General features: G+C 67.4%; 17 protein-coding genes. 13 read left to right on the top strand and 4 right to left on the bottom strand.

From position 1 onward, the window contains the following. The first annotated feature begins 55 nt into the window (after window positions 1–55). The 10 genes from ASF71_RS05930 (at window position 56) to ASF71_RS05885 (ending at window position 15,427) form a co-directional block, all read left to right on the top strand. The gene (locus ASF71_RS05930; protein ID WP_056296552.1) at window positions 56–8,032 is read left to right on the top strand and encodes a phage tail tape measure protein; all 7,977 of its coding nucleotides are present in this window, start codon (window positions 56–58) and stop codon (window positions 8,030–8,032) included. Between the two features lies 1 nt (window position 8,033). Next, on the top strand, window positions 8,034–9,419 hold the full coding sequence (locus tag ASF71_RS05925; RefSeq protein ID WP_056296549.1) for a hypothetical protein: 1,386 nt from the start codon (window positions 8,034–8,036) through the stop codon (window positions 9,417–9,419). Further along, window positions 9,416–9,832, top strand: coding sequence for a hypothetical protein (locus ASF71_RS05920; RefSeq protein ID WP_056296547.1), 417 nt, complete (start codon window positions 9,416–9,418; stop codon window positions 9,830–9,832). Before ASF71_RS05925 ends, ASF71_RS05920 begins: the two co-directional genes overlap by 4 nt. Before the next feature lie 7 nt (window positions 9,833–9,839). Then, window positions 9,840–12,095 (top strand): hypothetical protein, encoded by a 2,256-nt coding sequence (locus ASF71_RS05915; protein ID WP_056296543.1) that lies wholly within the window; start codon window positions 9,840–9,842, stop codon window positions 12,093–12,095. Between the two features lie 109 nt (window positions 12,096–12,204). Beyond that, on the top strand, window positions 12,205–12,417 hold the full coding sequence (locus ASF71_RS05910) for a hypothetical protein (protein WP_056296539.1): 213 nt from the start codon (window positions 12,205–12,207) through the stop codon (window positions 12,415–12,417). A gap of 82 nt (window positions 12,418–12,499) precedes the next feature. Next, entirely contained in the window at window positions 12,500–12,835 is a 336-nt protein-coding gene (locus tag ASF71_RS05905) for a hypothetical protein (RefSeq protein WP_056296536.1), read from the top strand. Continuing rightward, window positions 12,832–13,347, top strand: a complete 516-nt coding sequence (locus ASF71_RS05900; RefSeq protein ID WP_056296534.1) for a hypothetical protein — start codon at window positions 12,832–12,834, stop codon at window positions 13,345–13,347. The genes ASF71_RS05905 and ASF71_RS05900 overlap by 4 nt, the downstream gene beginning before the upstream one ends. Further along, a complete protein-coding gene (locus ASF71_RS05895) occupies window positions 13,340–13,903 on the top strand; it encodes a hypothetical protein (RefSeq protein WP_056296532.1) in 564 nt (187 codons plus the stop codon). Before ASF71_RS05900 ends, ASF71_RS05895 begins: the two co-directional genes overlap by 8 nt. Next, on the top strand, window positions 13,900–14,685 hold the full coding sequence (locus ASF71_RS05890; protein WP_082505615.1) for a glycoside hydrolase family 19 protein: 786 nt from the start codon (window positions 13,900–13,902) through the stop codon (window positions 14,683–14,685). Before ASF71_RS05895 ends, ASF71_RS05890 begins: the two co-directional genes overlap by 4 nt. Window positions 14,686–14,770: 85 nt before the next feature. Continuing rightward, window positions 14,771–15,427 carry a hypothetical protein gene (locus ASF71_RS05885; RefSeq protein ID WP_056296529.1) on the top strand — a complete coding sequence of 219 codons (657 nt, stop codon included), beginning with the start codon at window positions 14,771–14,773 and terminating at the stop codon, window positions 15,425–15,427. Between the two features lie 63 nt (window positions 15,428–15,490). Here the strand turns inward: ASF71_RS05885 and ASF71_RS05880 are convergent, their stop codons facing one another. The 3 genes from ASF71_RS05880 to ASF71_RS05870 form a co-directional block, all read right to left on the bottom strand. Further along, entirely contained in the window at window positions 15,491–15,724 is a 234-nt protein-coding gene (locus ASF71_RS05880; protein ID WP_056296525.1) for a hypothetical protein, read from the bottom strand. Window positions 15,725–15,782: 58 nt separating this feature from the next. Continuing rightward, window positions 15,783–16,226, bottom strand: coding sequence for a hypothetical protein (locus ASF71_RS05875; RefSeq protein ID WP_056296522.1), 444 nt, complete (start codon window positions 16,224–16,226; stop codon window positions 15,783–15,785). Between the two features lie 66 nt (window positions 16,227–16,292). Further along, window positions 16,293–16,688 carry a hypothetical protein gene (locus ASF71_RS05870; protein ID WP_056296519.1) on the bottom strand — a complete coding sequence of 132 codons (396 nt, stop codon included), beginning with the start codon at window positions 16,686–16,688 and terminating at the stop codon, window positions 16,293–16,295. A gap of 126 nt (window positions 16,689–16,814) precedes the next feature. On the opposite strand from ASF71_RS05870, the gene ASF71_RS05865 reads away from it, so the two are divergent. The 3 genes from ASF71_RS05865 to ASF71_RS05855 all read left to right on the top strand — a co-directional run bounded on the left by ASF71_RS05865 (window position 16,815) and on the right by ASF71_RS05855 (window position 18,479). Beyond that, on the top strand, window positions 16,815–17,060 hold the full coding sequence (locus ASF71_RS05865; RefSeq protein WP_162243085.1) for a helix-turn-helix transcriptional regulator: 246 nt from the start codon (window positions 16,815–16,817) through the stop codon (window positions 17,058–17,060). Beyond that, entirely contained in the window at window positions 17,057–17,578 is a 522-nt protein-coding gene (locus tag ASF71_RS05860; RefSeq protein WP_056296513.1) for a GIY-YIG nuclease family protein, read from the top strand. Before ASF71_RS05865 ends, ASF71_RS05860 begins: the two co-directional genes overlap by 4 nt. Before the next feature lie 133 nt (window positions 17,579–17,711). Further along, a complete protein-coding gene (locus ASF71_RS05855; RefSeq protein ID WP_056296509.1) occupies window positions 17,712–18,479 on the top strand; it encodes an LPD29 domain-containing protein in 768 nt (255 codons plus the stop codon). Window positions 18,480–18,551: 72 nt separating this feature from the next. Here ASF71_RS05855 and ASF71_RS05850 read toward each other — a convergent pair whose 3' ends face one another. Continuing rightward, window positions 18,552–18,974 carry a hypothetical protein gene (locus ASF71_RS05850; RefSeq protein ID WP_056296507.1) on the bottom strand — a complete coding sequence of 141 codons (423 nt, stop codon included), beginning with the start codon at window positions 18,972–18,974 and terminating at the stop codon, window positions 18,552–18,554. Window positions 18,975–19,057 lie beyond the last annotated feature (83 nt).

Genomic DNA, 19,057 nt, shown 5'->3' with positions numbered 1-19,057 from the left:
AATGTAAATGCGACTGTCACAGCAGACGGTCTTTTCTTGCCCTTTAGGAGGCGTCATGACATCACTCGGTTCCGCCACTCTCGACCTGCGGGTCATCACGGCCGCTGCCATTACCGGCGTGCGGCAGGCCGTCACTCAGATGGCCCGCGACCTGGAACGTGTGGGGAACACGAAGCTCGCCCTGCGCCTCGACGTGTCGAAGGCCATAGCCGACGCGCGCGCCGCTCGTGACCAGATCCAGCGGGATCTGCGGGCCGCGCTGAGACTCGATCTCCTGGCCACGAAGGTCGCTACCGTGACTGCCAGTCTGAAGACCGTGGCTGCCGAACTGAAAGACGCCGCCCGGCAGCTCAAAGAAGCCCGCAGTGGGGGCAACGGGGGCGGGACTGGCGGCGGCAGTCCCCCTTCAGGTGGACGTGCCCCCTCAGCCGACCAACAGGCCGCCCAGAATTACCGCGCCACCCTGGCGCTGAACCTCCGGCTGGCCCGTGAAGCCGCACAGCAACAGGCGGCAACCGCGAGACAGGCCGCTCAGGCTCAGGCCACGGCCGACCAACAGGCGGCCCAGGCCTACCGCGCCACCCTCGCTCTCAACACCCGTCTCGCTCGGGAAGCGGCCCAGCAACAGGCAGCCGCCACCCGGCAGGCGGCCCAGGTCCAGACTCAGGCCGTCTCCCAGCTTGCCCGCGACCTCCAGACCGCCCAGAGCCAGTACGAGCGCGGAGCCACCGGACTCAAGGGCTACCTGCGCGAGATGGAGCGCATCCGCACCGCCGGCCAGGGCATGGCGGCGGGACTGGCGGCAGGCAGCAAGGAAGCCCAGGCCCTGGAACGGGTCATGTCCGGCCTGTCGAAAGGGTCGAGCCGGATCAACGACCAGAGCATCACGAAGCTGCGCAGCGACGTGGCTGCAGCGCGTGCCGAGTTTGAGCGCGCGACCGCTGCCGCTGGGCGCTTCAACTTCTCCGGGCAGCGGCAGGCCACCCAGGCCTACGAGGCCGCCCTCAAGGGTCTGGAGACCCGCATTCGGTCGGTCGGTGAGCGTGGCACGGCCACCCAGACCCAGCTCAAGGGCCTGAACCAGCTCAGCTCCCAGCTGGCCAGCCAGCAGAATGCGCTCAACGGGGTCTTCACCCAGGTCAGCCTGGCCGGGAACGTCGCCAACGCCCTGAAGTCCCTGCCGCAGTTCGCAGCGGCAGCCGGGGGCAGCCTCGGCGCGGCCGCTGCGCAGGCGACCACCTTCGCCTCCGGGCTGGGGGGCATCGGGGCCATCGCCGGGCCAGTCGGGATCGCCATCGCCGGGATCGGCGCGGCCGTGTTCGCGCTGGGGGGCATCTTCAGCAGCGCGGTGAGCGAGTTCGCTACCTTCCAGCAGAACATCCAGAACGCGAAGGCCACCCTGGGCCTGTTCGGGCAGGAAGGCCGGGGCCTCGGGCAGCAGCTCGCCAGTCTGGCCCAGGACCCGTCCCTCACCAAACTGGGGTTCAACAGCAACCAGGCCGCCCAGGCCATTGAGGAACTCGGCTCGCGTGGTCTGGACACGGCGGAGATCCTGAATGGAGGCCTCCAGACGGCCGCGACCCTGGCCGCTGCCTCGGGCGTCAAGGACCTGAGCGTCGCCAGCGAGATCCTGGTCGGGACCATGAAGGCTTTTGGCATCGAAGGTGCCGAGGCGGCGAAGGTTCCGGACCTCCTGGCGAACGCCGCGAACGTCTCGGCACTGAAGCTTGAAGACTTCCGTCTCGCCATCGCGGCAGGCGGCAGTGCAGCCCGGACGGCAGGAATCAACGTCACCGATTTCACGGCCGTCATGAGCCTGATGCGCGACCGCCTGATCAGTGCATCCGACGCTGGGACCAGCTTCAAGGCGTTCACGGCGGCATTTACCCCCAACACCGAGGGGGCGGCGGCGGCCATGCGCGCCATCGGGTTCAGCGCGTTCGACAGCACCGGCAAGATGAAGGGCCTGCGCGAGATCGTCGAGCAGCTCGCGGGTGGCCTGAAGGGCTACACCGACGAGCAGAAGCTGGCCACGCTGGAGACCATCTTCGGGTCCGACGGCGTACGCACCGCGACCACCCTTCTCGATGCCTACAACACCACCAACAGCCAAGGCACTCGCCTTCTTGATGAGCGTACCGAGGCGCTGACCCGTCAGGGCACGGCCGACCTCGCCGCGAAGGAACGCACGGCCGCCCTGGCCGCGGTGCAGGCCGAGCTGTCGAACAAGGTGCTTGTGCTCAAGCAGCAGCTCGGCGAACAGCTTGCCCCTGCGGCCCTGGCTCTGGTCTCGGCCATGAGCAGCCTCGTGGACCAGGCCGGAAACCTGGGTAGCCACCTCGATGAGCTGACCGGCTACCTCGTGCCTGCCGGCGTCGCCTTCCTGGCGTTCCGCGCGAACGTGGTCGCCACCGCGACGGTCAGCGCCTGGGCGACCCTGAGTGGCATCCTCGTGGCCCTGCCCGGCATGATCGCGGGGGTTGGTCTAGCCCTCAAGGCTTTCGTCGCCAGCAACCCCATCGGCCTGATCGCCACCGTAGCCGCCGGGATCGCGGGGTATGCCAACAGCATCATCAACGACACCCAGAACATCTACGACACCATCGATCAGAACGCCAACAGGTCACAAGAGGCTCTACTGAAGCGGGTGGCCCAGCTCCGGGCGGCAGGCGACAAACTCAGCCTCGCCACGGCAAAGGTGTTGCTGGCAAACCAGATGCTCAGCGATGCACAGGCTGGGAGCATCACCGGCGCGGACATCTTCGGCAACCGCACAGTGAAAGTCGATCCGCAGGCCATCAAGCTCGCAGAGACCCGACTGGAAGCTGCGAAAAAGGAACTGGAAGCGGCTCGCGCTCAGAATCAGGCCAGGAATCCCAACACCCTTACCGGTCAGGGGCCACTGTTGCCGGGGCAGGTGCGTGCTGGCGCCGCGACCGAGGTGGGTCTGCGCATCGCTGAGCAGACCCTGCGCGCCACCGGGAACCGTGAGGCCGACCGCGTGGTGGATTACTGCGCCCGCTGGGTCCGCATGACCCTGGGCAAGGCTGAGCCGAAGATTGCCAACTACGTCAACACCCTGTTCCAGAAAGACAGCAACAGGAACGGCGTGGTCGAGGCATCCGACGCGCAGCGCAACGCCCAGGCCGCAGGCCTCCTGCGGACCTTTACAGGCGTGAACGACCTGAAGCCCGGCGATACCGTCTTCTACCAGGACGGCGGTGCCGGGCACGTCGGCATCTACATCGGGAACGGCAAGGTCCGGGGGAACAACCGGGTCAGCAACGCGGCCACCAAGGGCAGGAACCCGGTGGACGACGTGGATGTAAACCGGCTGGGCAAGGTCTCGGGCTACATCCGAGGCGATGACCTGTACGGGGCAGCCACGGGCTTCAGTGGCACGCCCCTGACGGGCGACACCCCGAACGCGAAGCTCCAGAAGGCCCTCGCGGAAGGCCAGCGCCTGTTCAACCAGTACCAGCTCGCGCTGAAGTCTGGCAACGACGTGTGGCTGACGAAGGTGAACCAGAGCATCGCGGCCTTCAAGACCAAAAATGCCGACGTCTGGAAGACCATCGAGACCCGCAACAAGAAGGGCAACGACGACCTCGCGGGTGTCACCGAAGCCGAGTACCGCAAGTACCAGACCCGCGCCAAAGACCTCGCCGGTCTGGAGGCCCGTACCCGTGTGGGCGGGACCGTTCAGGCCAACGCCGACCGCGAAATCGCCAAGTGGGTCAAGCTCAACGGGGACGCGGCCCAGAAGGTCCTGGACTACGAGCGCACCGCCCTGAAGTCCCGCACCGAGTTCGAGAAGAAGACGAACACCGAGCGGGCCACCATCGCCCGCGAGGCTGAACAGGGCCGCCTGAGCGAGGCACGCTCGGCGCTTGAGCGGCTCCAGACCATCCAGGCCCGCGCCCTCTTGCAGGCCGGGACCAATGAGGTCGCCCGTGCGAAGCTGGTCCGCTCGAATGCGAACGAGGTCGCAGCTGCTCAGAAGCAGATCGCCCAGGCGCAGCTCAAGATCGACGAGGCGGCGGCCCGCAAGCTGGACCCCAGCAACCAGAAGCAGGCCCTGGCCACTGCCCGGGCGACCTACCAGAACAGCCTGCGCGAGATCGAGACCGACCGGCTACGGTCCATTCAGGAATCGGGCAAGACCCTGAAAGACGAACAGGCCAAGCTCGACGGGCAGCTGCGTGAAGGTCGGGTGGCCGACGCCCGGCTCACGCTGGAGCGCATTGACCTCCTGAACCAACAGGAGCTGCAGCGCTTCGTGGGGACGGCCGCCGAGCGCGAGAAGGTCATCCGCCGGCAGGCAGACTCGGAACTGGCCGCGAAGACGAAGGTGGCCCTCGCTCAGAAGGCCATTGACGACGCCGCGGCTAAGGCACTGACGACCCCTGCCCTGCGGGACGCGGCCCTACGCCGCTCGGCCCAGGCCTACGAGAACACCCTGCGTCAGGCCCAGATCGCCCGCGACGGCGTGGTACAGGAGGCCAAGAAGGCGACGGCGACCGAGGTGTCGCAGGCTGGGGAGCGGCAGAAAGCTGCCCAGAATCTGGAGCGCGACCTGCGCCAGCTCAATGAGCGCTTCAGTCAACAGGTCCAGACGGGGAAGGTCACCGCCGACACCCTGCTGCGCTACCGGCAGGCGCTGGAAAATGCTCGCGCGAAGGCTGCCGAGCTGCCCGTGGCCCTTCAGGGGGGGATCAACACCCTCCTGACCCAGGGGCAGGCCCTGACGACCTCGGGGCAGAAGGTCGCGGACTACCGCTCCGAAATCGACAAGCTCAGCAAGTCGGTGGGTGAGTGGGCCTACGCCGAACTCGTGGCCGCCCGCGCCCGCGTGATCGCCAACGGCGGCGACGCGAAGAAGCTGGCCATCCTCGACGCGGAGATCGCCAAGCGCAAGACCCTGACCACCCAGCAGCTCGATCAGGCGGACGCGGAGAGCCGGGTATCGCAGGCCTCGGCAGCCACTGAGAATCTGGAGGGTCAGTACGCGAACGATCAGGCCGCTGCGCAGGGCAACTACGCGGCCCTGTACCAGCTCGAACTCCAGTACGGGGCCCGCATCCAAGCCGCCCGCGACGCCCGCGCCCGTGCGGAGAACGTTCGGGAGAGTCAGGAGATCCAGGACACTTACACGGCGCGCAGCAAACTTCAGGGGGTGACCGACGAGCAGCTGCGTAGGGCACAAGCCACTCGGGACCGCGACCTCGCCGCGAGCGCGCAGCGCCTGACCAACGCCCTGGCGAAGAACCTGAGCGACCGCAACGCGGCCGAGCTGAGCGCTAAAACCCAGCTCGACGATGCGCTCAAGACCGTGGACCGCCAGACCCGCGACACCATCCGCAAGAACAGTCTCGACCTACTGACCCGCCAGACCGCCGATCTGGAGGCTGCGCAGGAAGAGGCACTCAGTCTGGAGGGACTGACCCAACAGGAGATCCTCGACATCCGTAAGCGCTACCAGCCGCAGCTCGTCGAACAGAAGCGGCGCGAGGTGGCGGCCTCACGCGAGATCGAGGAACAGGCCGAGCGCGACCGCTACGCCGACGCTGTGGAGGCCGCCCGTAAGAACGGGACGCTCAACCAGGTGCAGGCCAAGCTCCTGGCCGAGCACACCTCGAACATGGGGGCCATCGAGCGCCGGGGCGCGGACAGCGTGCGGGACTACCAGCTCAGCACCAAGCGGGCAGTGGGGCAGGCCATCCTCGCATCGGACAAGGCCCTGGCCGCCGCCGCGAAGGCGACATCCGACGAGCTGCTCGACGCGGCCCGGACCCGGATAGACCAGCAGCTCGACGGTCTGGGGAACATGGAGGAACGTCAGCGGCAGCTCGCCCTCTCTGCGCTGGAGTTCTGGCAGGGGGTCTACGCCGGAATGGGCAAGGCTGGAGAGGCGGCTCTGGCAGCCGTCAACGAGGGCATTCGCAAGATCAAGCTGGCCGGGGAGGCGGCCCGCGCGGCGGCCAGCAAGGTCGTCATGCAGAACACCGATGGGCTGACCACGAGCTTCGAGCGTGACCTCGACGCCATCGGCAAGCCCGATGACGAGGGGAGCGCGCGCGCCAGTGCAGAGGCGAAATACAAGGGGCTGCTCGATACCTATCAGGGCTTTCTCGACAAGGCAAAACTCGCCTACGCCGACTTCGAGAACAAGACCGACGACGAGCTCGCCCCCGACGAGCGCCAGACCCGCGATGGTCTGGAAGCCAACATGCAGCTGTTTCAGGACTTTATCGACCGCGTCATCATCGCGGCCGGTGGGGCAGGGGACGCGGCCGCCGCAGCCTTCACGCTGGGGCAGCGAGACCAGGCGCAGGAAAGCAAGCTCGCCCTGACCGAACTGAACTACCAGATCGCCGAGAGCGAGGGCAAGGACGGCAGCCCGGCCTACATCGCGGGTCTGAAGTCGGCGCTGGCCTACTGGCGCGGGCGGCTCCAGGGCCTGAAGGATGGTGGAAAGGAGGAAACCGACGAGTACGCGAAGATCGCCAGGACTGTCGCTGACCTCGACAACAAGATCCGGAACACCAGCACCAGCCCCATCGTGGACCGCCTCCAGACCGTGGCGAAGGCTGTGGGCAAGGGCGGGGCACTTCAGGGGATCATCAGCGCCGGACTGGACGGCCTGACCGCCTACTTCCAGAAGGGCGGCAGCAAGGGCGGGAAGGGCTCGATCATCGCTGGGGCCTCGGCCCTGATCGGCGCGCTGGGCGAGGTCTTCAAGACTGGAGACGAGGACATTGACCAGGCCCTCTCGACCTTCGTCTCCGGCGTGCAGGCGGTCCTCGGGTCGCTCGCCAAGGGGGACTGGGTGGGCGCCCTGATCGCTGGGATCACCACCCTGATCAGCACCATCGTGGACCTGTTCCGGGGCGGCGCGAACAGCGCGAAGAAGGCCGCACAGGCTGTGGCCGACGCGACAAAGGGCGTCAAGATCTTCGACACGTCCCAGTACGCGAAGGTCGTCTCGCGCGGCGGCATCCTCGGCTTCTTCGGGTTCAAGACCACCGAGATCGACCAGGCCGCTCTGGACATCGCCACGAGCCTGGGCGACGCCATCTACGGCAGCGTCAGCGGCGCCCTGATGAACGGCTTCAAGGCCGGGAAGCTGGGCGTCAAGGACGTGTCGCAGGCCCTGAAGACGAGCCTCACCGAGTACGTGGTGCAGGGCCTCATTGACGGGTTCCTCCAGTCGGCCGGGATTCAGACCATCCTCCAGCCCTTCCTGGATGCCTACCTGAAGGCCTTCAAGGACGGGAACCGGCAGGGCATGGCCGACGCCCTGGCCGGGCTGGATGCTTCGATGGGGGCCTTCGAGTCTCAGGTCGAACAGTTCGCACAGGGCATCAAGCCGATCACCGACCGCCTGATCGACCCGGACGCGGCACGGTCGGCGGCCGATGAACTGACCGCGACCCTGCGCGACAGCATCACCTCCGGCATCAGCAGTGGCATGATCTCCGGGCTGCGCGCCGGCAAGAAGGGGTTCGCGGACCTCGGCGTGGACGTGAAGGCCATCCTCGCCGACCAGATCCTCCAGGGCATCATCACCGCGTTCGTGAACGGGGAAGCCTTCAAGGCGCGGCTCCAGCCGCTGATCGACAAGTACATGGCGGCCAGCGCGACCGACCGGGTGGGCATCGCCAAAGAGATCCAGGGGGCCATCTCCGACCTGAGCAGCGGCCTGAGCGACCTCTACCAGAACGTGCTCGTGCCGGCCGCGCAGGAGCTGGGCGTCTTCGGGGTGGACGCGAAGGACGTGGCCAGCGGCAGCACCACGCTCGACAGCGGGACCACCCAGATCAAGGTGGAAGCCCCGACCCTGACGAGCACCATCAACTTCGACGTGCTGAGCACCCTGGCCAGCGCCGTACAGACCAGCGCGCCGCAGTTCCTGACGGCGGCCAACGCCTTCACCCAGGGTGTGGGGCTCTTCGGCGCGATTCTCGACCGCTTCATGCGCTGGACGGACCAGCGGGGCGGCAACACCGACTGGACTCAACTGAGGAGCTGACGTGAATATCACTGCCGGACAGGGCGGCTCGGCGTGGCGGCCGCGTCGCCTGTACTTCGAGGCCCATGACGCGCCTTCCTTCGGGGTGCCTGACGAGAAGTTCGATGCGACCGCCATCGAGGTGAGCCTGTCGTTCGGGCCGCTGGGTACCCTGCGCTCGGGCAACTTGGGGCTTGCCACCCTTCCTGCCGTGTGGGAGACGCGGGCCTGGCCACGCATGATCCGCGCACGGTTGGAGAGTGAGCACGGCACCGGGTATATCGCTGGGGCCATCGCCGAGGCCGCTATTCGGCAGCGCGGCGAACTGAGTGGCGTGCCCCTCACCGGAATCGAGAGCGCCTTCCTGGGCCGCCCGGGGACCGGCGCTGGGGCCGCGCTCGACGGAGCAGGCCTGACCCCTGGCGGCACGCGGGCCTTCGGGGTGGCTATGCCTACCGCAACGGCCGAGCAGACCCGCGAGGAGGCCGTGAACACGGCGCTGGAGCCCTACCCCAACAGCGAGGCCGGCGTGAGTGCGGACCTCGCAGGCATCATCGGGCGGCCCGAGGGGGCCACCCCAGCGCTCTACACCGTAGACCACCGGGCCTACGGGTTCCGGAATCTCGGATGGTCAGTGACCGATTACGTGTCGGACGCTCGGCTGTCCGCTGACGACGGCTGGCCCGCGCGCACCTTCTCGCGGAGCGACGTACCGCCCTTCGCGCCCCGGCGACTGGGGGAGGCGACCGTGGAGCCGCGCACGCTGAGCGTGCCGCACGTCTTCATGCCGCCGCCCTACGAGTCAGGTCTGGACCTCCGCTACCCGATGACCGGCGCTGGGCGGCGCTGGATTATTAACCCGCAGTTCGACATCCTCACCCAGCAGGGACGGGTGCAGGAGGTGTTCGTTGAGATCACGATGAACGTCGAGGTGGACAGCGCCCCCATCGAGGTCACGCTGCTGCTCTCAGCACCTGGGATGCCTATGATCTCGGCGCCGGTCACCTACAAGGCCAGCGGCGTGTACCAGCAGCGCTGGCAGGTGCCGCTGGAAGTGGCGATGACCCCGCAGCTCTCGGCCAGCATCCAGGCCCTGGGCACGAGCGGGTACTTCACCCTTCAGCGTTTCGCGGCGACCTCCACCCTGGGGATTGAGAACGTCGCGGGCATCGTCATGCCCTACGGCTGGGCTGCGCCTTTCGCCATCGGGCCGACCTACGAGTTCAGCCTGCCGGGCGTGCATGTCCCGCCCTTCCTGATCACGGTTCCCGAGGCACTGTGCGGCATCGTCGGCGGGGTCACTCAGCACGCGGCGGGCGCAGTGGTGACCTGGAGCCGGGGGGAGGCCAGCACGAAGATCCTGACCGCCGCGCTGCCCTATGCAGGGCAGAAACGGGGGGCGGCGTGAGCGACGAGCAGTATTGGATCACCACCCCCGAGAAGCGCCGGGCACTGCCGGGTACCCTCAAGCCCGAGAAGCTCGCGCCCTTTACGACCACCCGCAACCTCGTGCGCGCACACGGGTTCCGGCAGACCTTCGACCTTTCGGACGGCCTGCCCGATCCAGAAGCCATGACCCTGACCGGGAAGGTCTATGCCGAGAGCGAGGCGGCCCTGAGCCTGTGGTTGCGGGAGCTGCGGCAGGATCTGCGTCGGGCGACCTCTTACGACCGCGACGGCCGCCGCGAGACCCCGCTGCTGGGCGCCGACCTCGTGGGCGTGCCCACCGAGGAGCGCTTCAGCTGGATGGCGAATCTCACCCTCACCCTGATCCTCGCCGAGGTGCCCGACCCCGACAGCGAGGATGGGCACGACTTTTAGGAGCTTCATGGCGAAACTCATTCCGATCACGGGCCGCGTGCTGCTGCCGCCGGGCAGCACGGGTGGTCCAGTCAAACTCGAACACGCAGCGCCCTACCGCGTGGCCGCCCAGATGGCCGGGGGACGCTACGACGGCTGGGCCGTGCGGGTGGACGGTCAGTGGGCCGAGATCCACGAGGGCAAGACCGCCGATACGCCCTTTCTGAAGGCCTTCGCGCCGGAGCTGGGCGACCCGCTGACCAGCCTGGTCACAGTGACGGTCACGCCGGAAGGACCGGGCGTGCGGGCGCTGCCCATCGTGATCAAGGGCCACCCGCGCGATACGGGTGGGGGCGGCTGGGACCTGTCGGCATTCGGCTTGGTGCCAGGCGAGACGCTGATCTCCGAGGAGCAGCGCCTGAATGTCGTCGAGGCCCTGGCGCAGACCCAGGTGCAGCAGGAGCAGGTGGCGGCGGCTGTGGTTCAGGCGGCCGACGTGACCGAGCAGGCCCGCACGAGCGCGGCGCTGCGCAGCCTAGGCCGGGAGCCGCACGCGGGCGACCCGGCTGGGCTCTACCGCTGGGTGTCGCCGCAAGGAGACGTGCTGGACATCGCGTGGTCCGGCACGGCCGAGACAGGGCGCACCGTGGCCCTGGCCTCGGGTGCGCGAGCCTCGGCACTGGAGGACGCGATGCTGCGCGCCGCCGACATTACGGAACGCGAGCGCATCGGCAGCATCAACATTCAGACCCGGATTGTGGTGAACGTCCTGAACTACCTGCGCGGCAACGGGCAGCTGGAGGACAACAACGCCTACTACCGCTTCATGCTCGAAATCGCGGCGGCGCGACGGGCGCTGTGGCCGGACGCCCTCTTCAGGCTCGCCCCGCAGTATCAGATGAACATCCCAGCCGGATCGGTGCACGATTTCAGCAACGGACGCGCCCGCATCATCATCGACCCCTCGACCACCATTCCCGCTCAAGACGCCATTTTCTGCGCCCAGGGCGCAGCAGACGTGGCCCTGTACGGCCTGAATATCTCCGGGGACTACACGAATCAGACCCGCCGGTTCAAGGCAGTGGCCGCCGTCCGGGCTGCGCGCTTCGGGCTCCATGACGCCACCATCCAGGACTTCGGTGACATGGGCGCTTACCTCTCGGGCTGTTTGGCCTGGCAGGTCGAGAATGCCCGAATCTCTCGCTGTGGCCGCAAGAAGCCTGGGGAGTCCGGGGGGTTCCCCGGCTTCGAGGCGACGACCGACCTGGGCTTGAGCGCCGCGCAGATCGCGGCGGGCTGGGACGGGCGCGACGGGCGCCTCATCGGCGGATTCTTTGAGGACTGCGGCCTGGACGGGGCGGCCATCGGCACCCCGAATGCCCTGGTGGACGGCATCCGCACCCGGCGCAATGGGTTCGACGAGGACGGTGTGGGGGCAGCGGGCTTCTACTTCTACCGACTGGCGCACAACCTGACTGTGCGCAACGCCATCGCCGAGGACAATGCCGCGAACGGGTTCGATACCGGGCCAAATCTGGCCGAGTACATCCGCGATGTGCTGTTCGAGAACATTCAGGCGCGGCGGAACAGGTCGTCGGGGCTGCAACTGGACTACGTGGCGGGAGTGACCGTGGATAAGGCGGTGCTGGAGGACAACAACTACGGCAACGTCAGTCCCACGCGGCAGGTGAACGGGCTGACGCTGGCCACGTCGGGAGGGGCAACGGGGATCAAGCTGCGTGAGGTGCGGAGCACGGACACGCGGGGAAGTGGGAAGACGCAGCAGTACGGCCTGGGCATCAGCGTGCCGGACGCGGCAGGAAACCCGACCACAGCAGCACTGATGGTCGGGAATCTGGACATCCGGGGGTGCTATTTCGGAGGCAATGCGAAGGGGGAGATCGGGAGCTACAACACGTCGGTGCCGGCCAGCCTGCACAACGTGGGCTACACGTCGATGGCGCAGAACAGCTTCGTGCCGACTGTGAAAGCGGCGGTGACGACAGCGGGGTATGCGGCGCATATCCCGGTGACGGCGACGCTGGTCAAGATCAACCCGGAGGAGGCGACAACCTTCCGGGGGATGACGAAGGGCGCGCCGGATGATGTGGTGACGCTGTTCTTCGAGAACAATCTGGCGACCCTGGCACAGGAGTTGGGCGGGACGTACCCAGTGGGGAACTGGAGATTGGCGGGCTACCAAGACGTGACGCCGCCGGCCGGCGCACGGATCAGTTTTGCGTTCGACGGCTTTAATTGGTTGGAGCAGTCCCGGACGTTCTGACCTCCCCAAAGAGACAAGCTCGCTCCCCTCTTCCCGACCCAGCGCCGGGCCTGGAATGGGAACGGATGACGTGACATCTATGTCACATGTCTCAAGACATGATGACTGGATGTTGAACTGGTTCTCGCTGGACGCCCGTTTAGACCGCGCCCTGCGCCGGTACAACGAGGCTTGTGAGATCACGGAGTATGACGAGATCCCGCAAGAAGCTCATGCGGCCTACGCGGCGGCCCTGAGTGCCCGGACGCCGGACGAGAAGCGCCAGGCCCTGCGCGAGTTGCGATACCAGACCTGGGACCTGAGCGCCTACCCGTACATCTAAGCCACCAAAGAGACAGCTTCCCTTCCGCCCCAGCGCCCGGCCTGGGGCGGTCCTCATTCCTGCCGGGCCGACGAGGACCCATGTGCGCCTGACGCTCACCCTGCTGCTGGCCAGCGCCGCCCTGGCGGCTGCCCCGGCCCCGACCTTCACCCCCACCTGCACCATTCGCGTCAGCAGCAGCACGAGCCGCTACGTCCCCGGCCGCCTCGTTACCGTCCAGCCGGCCGAGGGCTGCCAGGGCGCGGCCTACGTGCGCTTCGCCAGCCGCACCGGCACCCAACCCGACGCCCCTCCCGGCCTCTTCACCCTGCGGCCCGGCGAGCGCGTGACCCGCCGCGTCCCCGCCGACTGGTGGGTCGAGTGGCGGGACAAGGGCCTGCGCTGGGTCCGCTTCATTGAGCCCCGGAGGGTGCCATGACCAAGAGCCTATTCATCATGTTGGCCCTGACCTTCACGGCCAAGGAGGCCGCTGTCACCGGAGACTTCCCCCTGTCCAACAGCGAGCTGTGGCAGCTGCTGTTCGTGTTCCTGGCCGCCCTGTTCACCAGCCTCAGCAACGAGGCCTCCAAGCGCCGCGAGGGCGAGACGTTCGTGCTCATGCGCTTCCTGGGCGACGTGGGCCTGGGCGTGATGGCCGGCATGTGCATCCCGCTGCTCATCACCTGGGCCTTCGAGCATCTGACTAAAACCACCACCGACTGGCGGGCCAGCGTGGGCCTCAGCATTCTCGGGGCGTACATCGGCCGAGACGCGCTCCAGTGGGCCTGGAGCATGGTCAAGTCGGCCGGCGAGTTCGTGGGGCGGCTGAAGGGCATGAAGGTCAGCTTCGACGGCGGCGGCTCGTCAAGCACCCCTCCTCCAACCGATCCAACCGATCCACCCGCACCACCGCCCCCGCCCACGTCGCCCGGAGGTGACGACCATGCGTAAGGTCTGGACGTTCCTCGCGCCGATCATGCGCCCGCTCGTGGTCCTGGCCATTTACGGCCTGATCGTCTGCGCCTACGGGTACAGCTCCTTCCTCGCGGACCTCGGCGATACCGTGATCGGCCCCCCCGTGGTCCAGGAGGCCTTGCGGGCATTCGTGGCCGTCCACATCGGGCGGGCGCTCTGGCAGCGCTGGGATGAGTTCAACGTCCCTCAGCGCTGCCTCTGGGCAGCCGTGGCCGTTGGGGTCGCCTTCAACCTCGCGCGTGGCCACTTCAGCGCCACGCCCCTGACCCTCTCGTTCCTGTTGCTGAATCTCGGCCTGGTCGGCATCACGTGGCGCCTGATGGCCGCGACCCGCCGCGAGGTCAAGCTCAGCAAGGAGCTGGTCGAGGCCCGCACCCTGATCGCCCAACAGGACCTGCAGCTCACGGAGCAGGGCCACCAGCTCACCGACCAGGGGCAGCAGATCGCCCAGCGTGACGCCGAACTGGACACCACCCGCACCGCCCTCGCCCAGGCGCACGTCGAGATCCTGCGCCTGAAAGGAGCCCTATGAAGATCACGCCGCAACTCCTCCAGAAGTTGGGCTATCCCGGAATGCCGCTCGCCGTCGCCCAGGAGTGGGCTGCAGCCCTGAACGCGGCGGCCGTGCGCTTCGAGATCGACACCCCGCTGCGCCTGGCGCACTGGCTCTCGCAACTCATGCACGAGAGCGTGGGCCTGAAGTTCACGCGCGAGATCTGGGGACCCACGCCCGCCCAGTTGGGCTACGAGGGCCGCGCCAACCTCGGCAACACGCAGCCCGGCGACGGCAAGCGCTACATGGGCAGAGGACCCATTCAGGTGACGGGCCGGGCCAACTACCGCACCTACGGCCGCCGCCTGGGCTACGACCTGGAAGGGAACCCGCAGCTCGCCGAGCAGCCGACCATCGGCGCCCTGATCGCCGGCGACTACTGGGCCTCGCACGGCCTGAACAGCCGGGCGGATCTGGGGGGCGACTCGCAGGTCGAGACCATCAGCGCGGCGATCAATGGGCGCAACCGCTTCACGAACAAGCCCAACGGCCTGCCCGACCGGCTGGCGCGCTTCCGGCAGGCCTGGGCCGTCCTGAGCGCCACGCCTCCGCAGGTGCTCCTGGTACCGAAGGGGGAGGGCGACCCGGAGCCGGTGGCCTGGGACGGTAAGCCGGCGAAATACGACGGCGTGCTGCTTGATGCGGCGCTCGTTGAGCAGCTGCGCCTGGTGTACCCGGAGCCCGGTGGACCGTGGACGTACCAGGGGCTGACGGTGTGGCGCCGGCGCTCGGGCGACCTCGTGCTTAAGCGCAGCAAATAGGCCCGCCGCACCTCCGGGTGCTGACAATCCGCCCTCTCCCGGCCCTGCCCACGTGGCGGGGCCGCGCCCGTTTCAGGAGCTGACCATGACGAACATCCCCGCACTGCCCCAGAACATCGACCCGCGGATCGCCGCCATCCTCCGCGACCGCGCCGCCAAAGGGGTCGTGATCGAGAAGACGGTCCAGGTGCAGACTCGTCCGGTGCCCCTGCCGACCGGCCCGGTGCCGACCACGCGCCCTGTACCGCTGCCCACTGGCCAGAGCGCCGGCACGTCCGGCGGCACATTCGGCACGGCGCCGCTGCCCCAGGTGCCCGCCCTGGATACGCCGGCCACCACGACGGTCCCGCTGAGCAATAGCGAGCTCGTCGAGCCGCTCGCCAACGTGCTCCGGGAGTGCGACCGCCTGATCGGGAAACTGCTTGTGGCGGCCCGGAGCGACGGCGGTCTGACGATGGTCGAGGCGCTGACGCTGGCGCCGGAGATCCGCAACATCGTCTCTGAGGTGGTAGGCAAGCTCCTGCCGGAGATCAAGGGCACCTCGGCCCGCGAGCTGGTGATCCTGGTGCTGGCCCAGCTGCTGCAGCAGTACCTCGCGCCGCGCCTGCCGCTGCCGCTGCGCGGGTGGCTCACGGCCGAGACGCTGCGCAGTCTCGTCAAGGGGCTGGAGTTCGCGTACACGATGTGGGTGAAGCCGCGCCTGAGCAAGTCGGCCGCGCTGGCCGGGCGCGTCACCTTCTAACCTCCTAAAGAGCCCCACCCTGCTTCGGCTTCGCGCCTGGGCAGGGTGGGGCCTTTCGTCGTTTCAGCAGATCGCGCACCCACCCGGCGGCCCCGACTCCGACCGCGCCTCGACCACCCACAGCAGCGGATACTTCTCGGCGACGAACGCGCCCGTACTCTGCCGTTCCCAGATCAGGACCTGACCGACCGACTCGATCACGGCCGCACGGGCAGCGTGCAGGGTCTCGAAGGGGCCGAGGGTGCGCGTCACCTCGCCGCTGGGGAGGTGGGTGGCCGTGGCGTAGATCCGGGACATAGCGCAAGGATAGGGGCCAGAGGTCACCCCCTAGCCCCGCTGCCCGCCCCGCTCCGGCCTACAGTGCCCCACCAAACCACCGGCTGTAGGCGTTGTCCGGCTCCGGCTGGGGCTCCGGCAGGGGTTCCTGGTCACTCACCGTGATCTCTATGTCTACCGGCCCAATTCCCGAGACGAGCCGGGTGCCCCGCGTGTTCGGCCCTGCCCGGTTGCTGCTCCGGATGGGCGACCCGTCCTGAATGAAGGTCGCCGCATCCTGGAAGGCTTCCTCAAAGCTGTAGCTGTTCCTAAAGCATTTCGTCGAGTCGAAAAAGAACGTGATCACCGTAATCCCGTCAGGGCGGACGATGGTCTGCGGATCGCCCAGGCTCTCGCCGTTCATACGGCGCAGGGCATACCCCAACGCGGCCGCCGCCGAGATGCTTTCGAGAAACGTCAGGTGGCGTTTCAGGGTGAGGGTGATGTAGGAGAAATCATCGGGCAGGGGGTTCAGGGTCAGCATGGGGTCACTCCAGGGGGCGAGAGGCGAGAGGCCGGGGGCGGTGGGGGCACGTTGCCCCCGGTCGGGTCAGCCGACCATCCCCCACTGCCCGTAGGCGTAGCTGCGCACGGTGGCGGCCTCATCGGCGGTCAGGCGGGCCAGCGAGCGCACGCTGCGGCCCAGAGCCTCGGCGGCGGTCGCGTAGTGGTCCTTGAACTTCAGGCGGCCCAATGTCTTGTGCAGCTCGCAGGCGACCGCGTTGCCGATGACCTCGACCTGTTCCTCGGCGACGGGTTCCAGGTGCTCAGCCGCTTCCAGCAGCAGGATCACGCGGGTGGCCGTGTCGGGCTCGCCGTTCACGATGCCGGCCAGGTCGGCGCCCACGCGGTACAGGGTGACGGTGTACTCGGCGGTGCCGGTCACCACGCCGCACTCGCGGACGAGGAGCGTCAGGTTCCAGGTGCGGGTGGTGGTAAGATTCATCTCGACTCCTTCGGTAGATCGGGGGATTTCAGTTAAGGCGCTCTCTTTCGACGGGGAAGCGCCTTCTCTGATGCCTCTATAGTATCAGAGTATTGACACATGTCAAGTGTCTGCTACTATCAACCTATGGACATACCTGAGACGGTGACAGTGGTCTGGAAACTGAAGGAAACGATGGACGCGCACGGCGTGACGCGGTACGCCGTCCAGAAAGAAGCCAAGATCGCCATGAATACCCTGCGCGGCATGTACGACGGCACCACCCGGCGTCCAGACCTCGACGTGCTGGGCAGCATCATTGGCGCACTCCGGCGGATGACCGGCCAGCCGATCACGCTTACGGATGTGCTGACGCTGGAAATTGGGGAATGACCGGTTTCGTTTACGTGATCCTGAACCCCGACAACGGCCGCGTGAAAATCGGCCATTCCATTGACGTGCAGGGCCGCGTACAGACCCTAAGGAACCAGACTGGGGCAGAGCTGCAGCTGCTTATCGCCGAGCCGTCCGCCGATGCTTACGCCTCCGAACAGGCCGTGCACCTGGCTCTGCTAGAGCATCGCCGGCATGGGGAATGGTTCAGCCTGGACCCCAAACAGCTTCAGGACCTTGGCACCCTGGTCAGGGAAAAGGCCGCTCATCCGCCCACGCGCCAGAAGCCAGAAGCGACGCCCGGCCCGCTCAAGCGGCAGCTCGCTGAACAGCTTGCACGGCTTCTCGACGAGCGGGGCCAGCCCCTCGCCCAGACGGCCCGCGATCTGGGCTACAGCCGCCAACGTCTACACCAGCTCAAGAGCGGCGACCGCACGGCCGCGCCGGAAGCTATCGAAGAGGCCATCGGTAGGCTCGGCTACCAGGTGGCCGAGATCCGGTTGGAGCGATCCGCGTGACCTCACTGTATCCACGCTGTAGTATCAACCTATTGACATATATCAGGAGTCTGATACTATAAGGGCATCAGAGAGCGCTTCCCCGTCGAAAGAGGGCGCTCCTGAAATCCCCGATCTACCGAAGGAGCCGAACATGCCCGACTACCGCAGCATGGACACGAAAGAAGTCGCCGCCTACTACCGCGAGGACCTGAAAAAGGCCTTCCCCGGCACGAAGTTCTCGGTGCGCATCAGCCGCTACAGCATGGGCAGCTCGGTGTCGGTGCGTTGGGTGGACGGCCCCAGCGTGCAGCAGGTCGAGCACATCACGGGCGCCCTGAGCTTCTCGCGTTTCGACAGCTCGCAGGACCTGCGCTGGACCGCTGAGGCTGCCCTGTACCGGGGCGAGCTGGTCCGGGCCGGGTGCAGCGTGAGCGTGGACCGCGACTACAGCGCGGCAGCCTGTGAGCGCGCCATCGCTGCCGCCCGCGCCGCAAACCATGTGGACGCCGACCCCGACAAGCTGAGCATCCGGCACGCCAGCGACGGCAGCTACGCCTACATCGTGAGCACCGAGGCGCAGCAGTATGACCCCTGGAGCGCGTACAGCATCGCCCAGCAGGCGCTGCGTGAAGGCACGGCGTACCCGGACGCGCCCCGCGCCGACGTGGTGGCGCAGGAGATCGTCTATGCCGAACTGGAGACGGCGCGCGAGCTGCGTGACGCGCCGATCCGGGCGGACATCGAGCAGATCACACGCGAGCTGTCAAGCCTGGGCTTCGAGGGCTTCGAGGCCACCCAGACCGCACAGGACGTGTACGCGGTGCGGGTGCCGGGGCTGACGCTGAGCAACGGGCGGCCGCTCGTGCTCGCGGGCAGCGTGCGCCAGGTGGTCGGAATGGCACAGCGCCGCGTTGCCTAAGAGGTGAAGTGAGAGGCCCCCCGGCATGTGCCGGGGGGCCTTCTCTTGTGGGTGACTAAGACGAGTTAGTCCTCACCCCAACCCTTCCACCACCCTCACCAACCCCCGCAACCTCCCCGCCGAGTACCCGTCCATTACCTGCGCCGCCTCTTCATAGGCCTCCTGGACTGCCAGCCGCACCGCCGCCGGCGTCTCCTCGCTCAGCCCCGCCACCTGCTCGGCCGCCGCGTGCGCTCGCGCCCAGTCCTGGAACGCCTTCGCCGCGTCTTGCACGCTCAATCGCTCCGGTGTGTCGTCCCTGACCTGTTCCCCAGCACCACCTGAAGCCCCCAGCACAGGCAGAAGCGGCAGAGAGGGCTGGACCAGGGCGGTCAGCGTCGTGTAAGCCGCCTCGAAACGGGCAATGAATCCGCCCTGCCCCTCATCACGCAGCCAGGGCGGGGTGACTTCCAGCCAGGCGCAGTGATCTGCGTTCTTAGTAGATGACAACTTCATTTTTTACTGCTCCTGACGCTGAAAAAGGGCTGATGATCGCCTCCAGAAAGGTCACCAGTCGTTCTGGTTTCCAGCGCAGGGCA

This window comes from Deinococcus sp. Leaf326, from assembly GCF_001424185.1.
Lineage (GTDB): Bacteria > Deinococcota > Deinococci > Deinococcales > Deinococcaceae > Deinococcus.
This window is presented reverse-complemented; position numbering and strand designations above follow the sequence as displayed.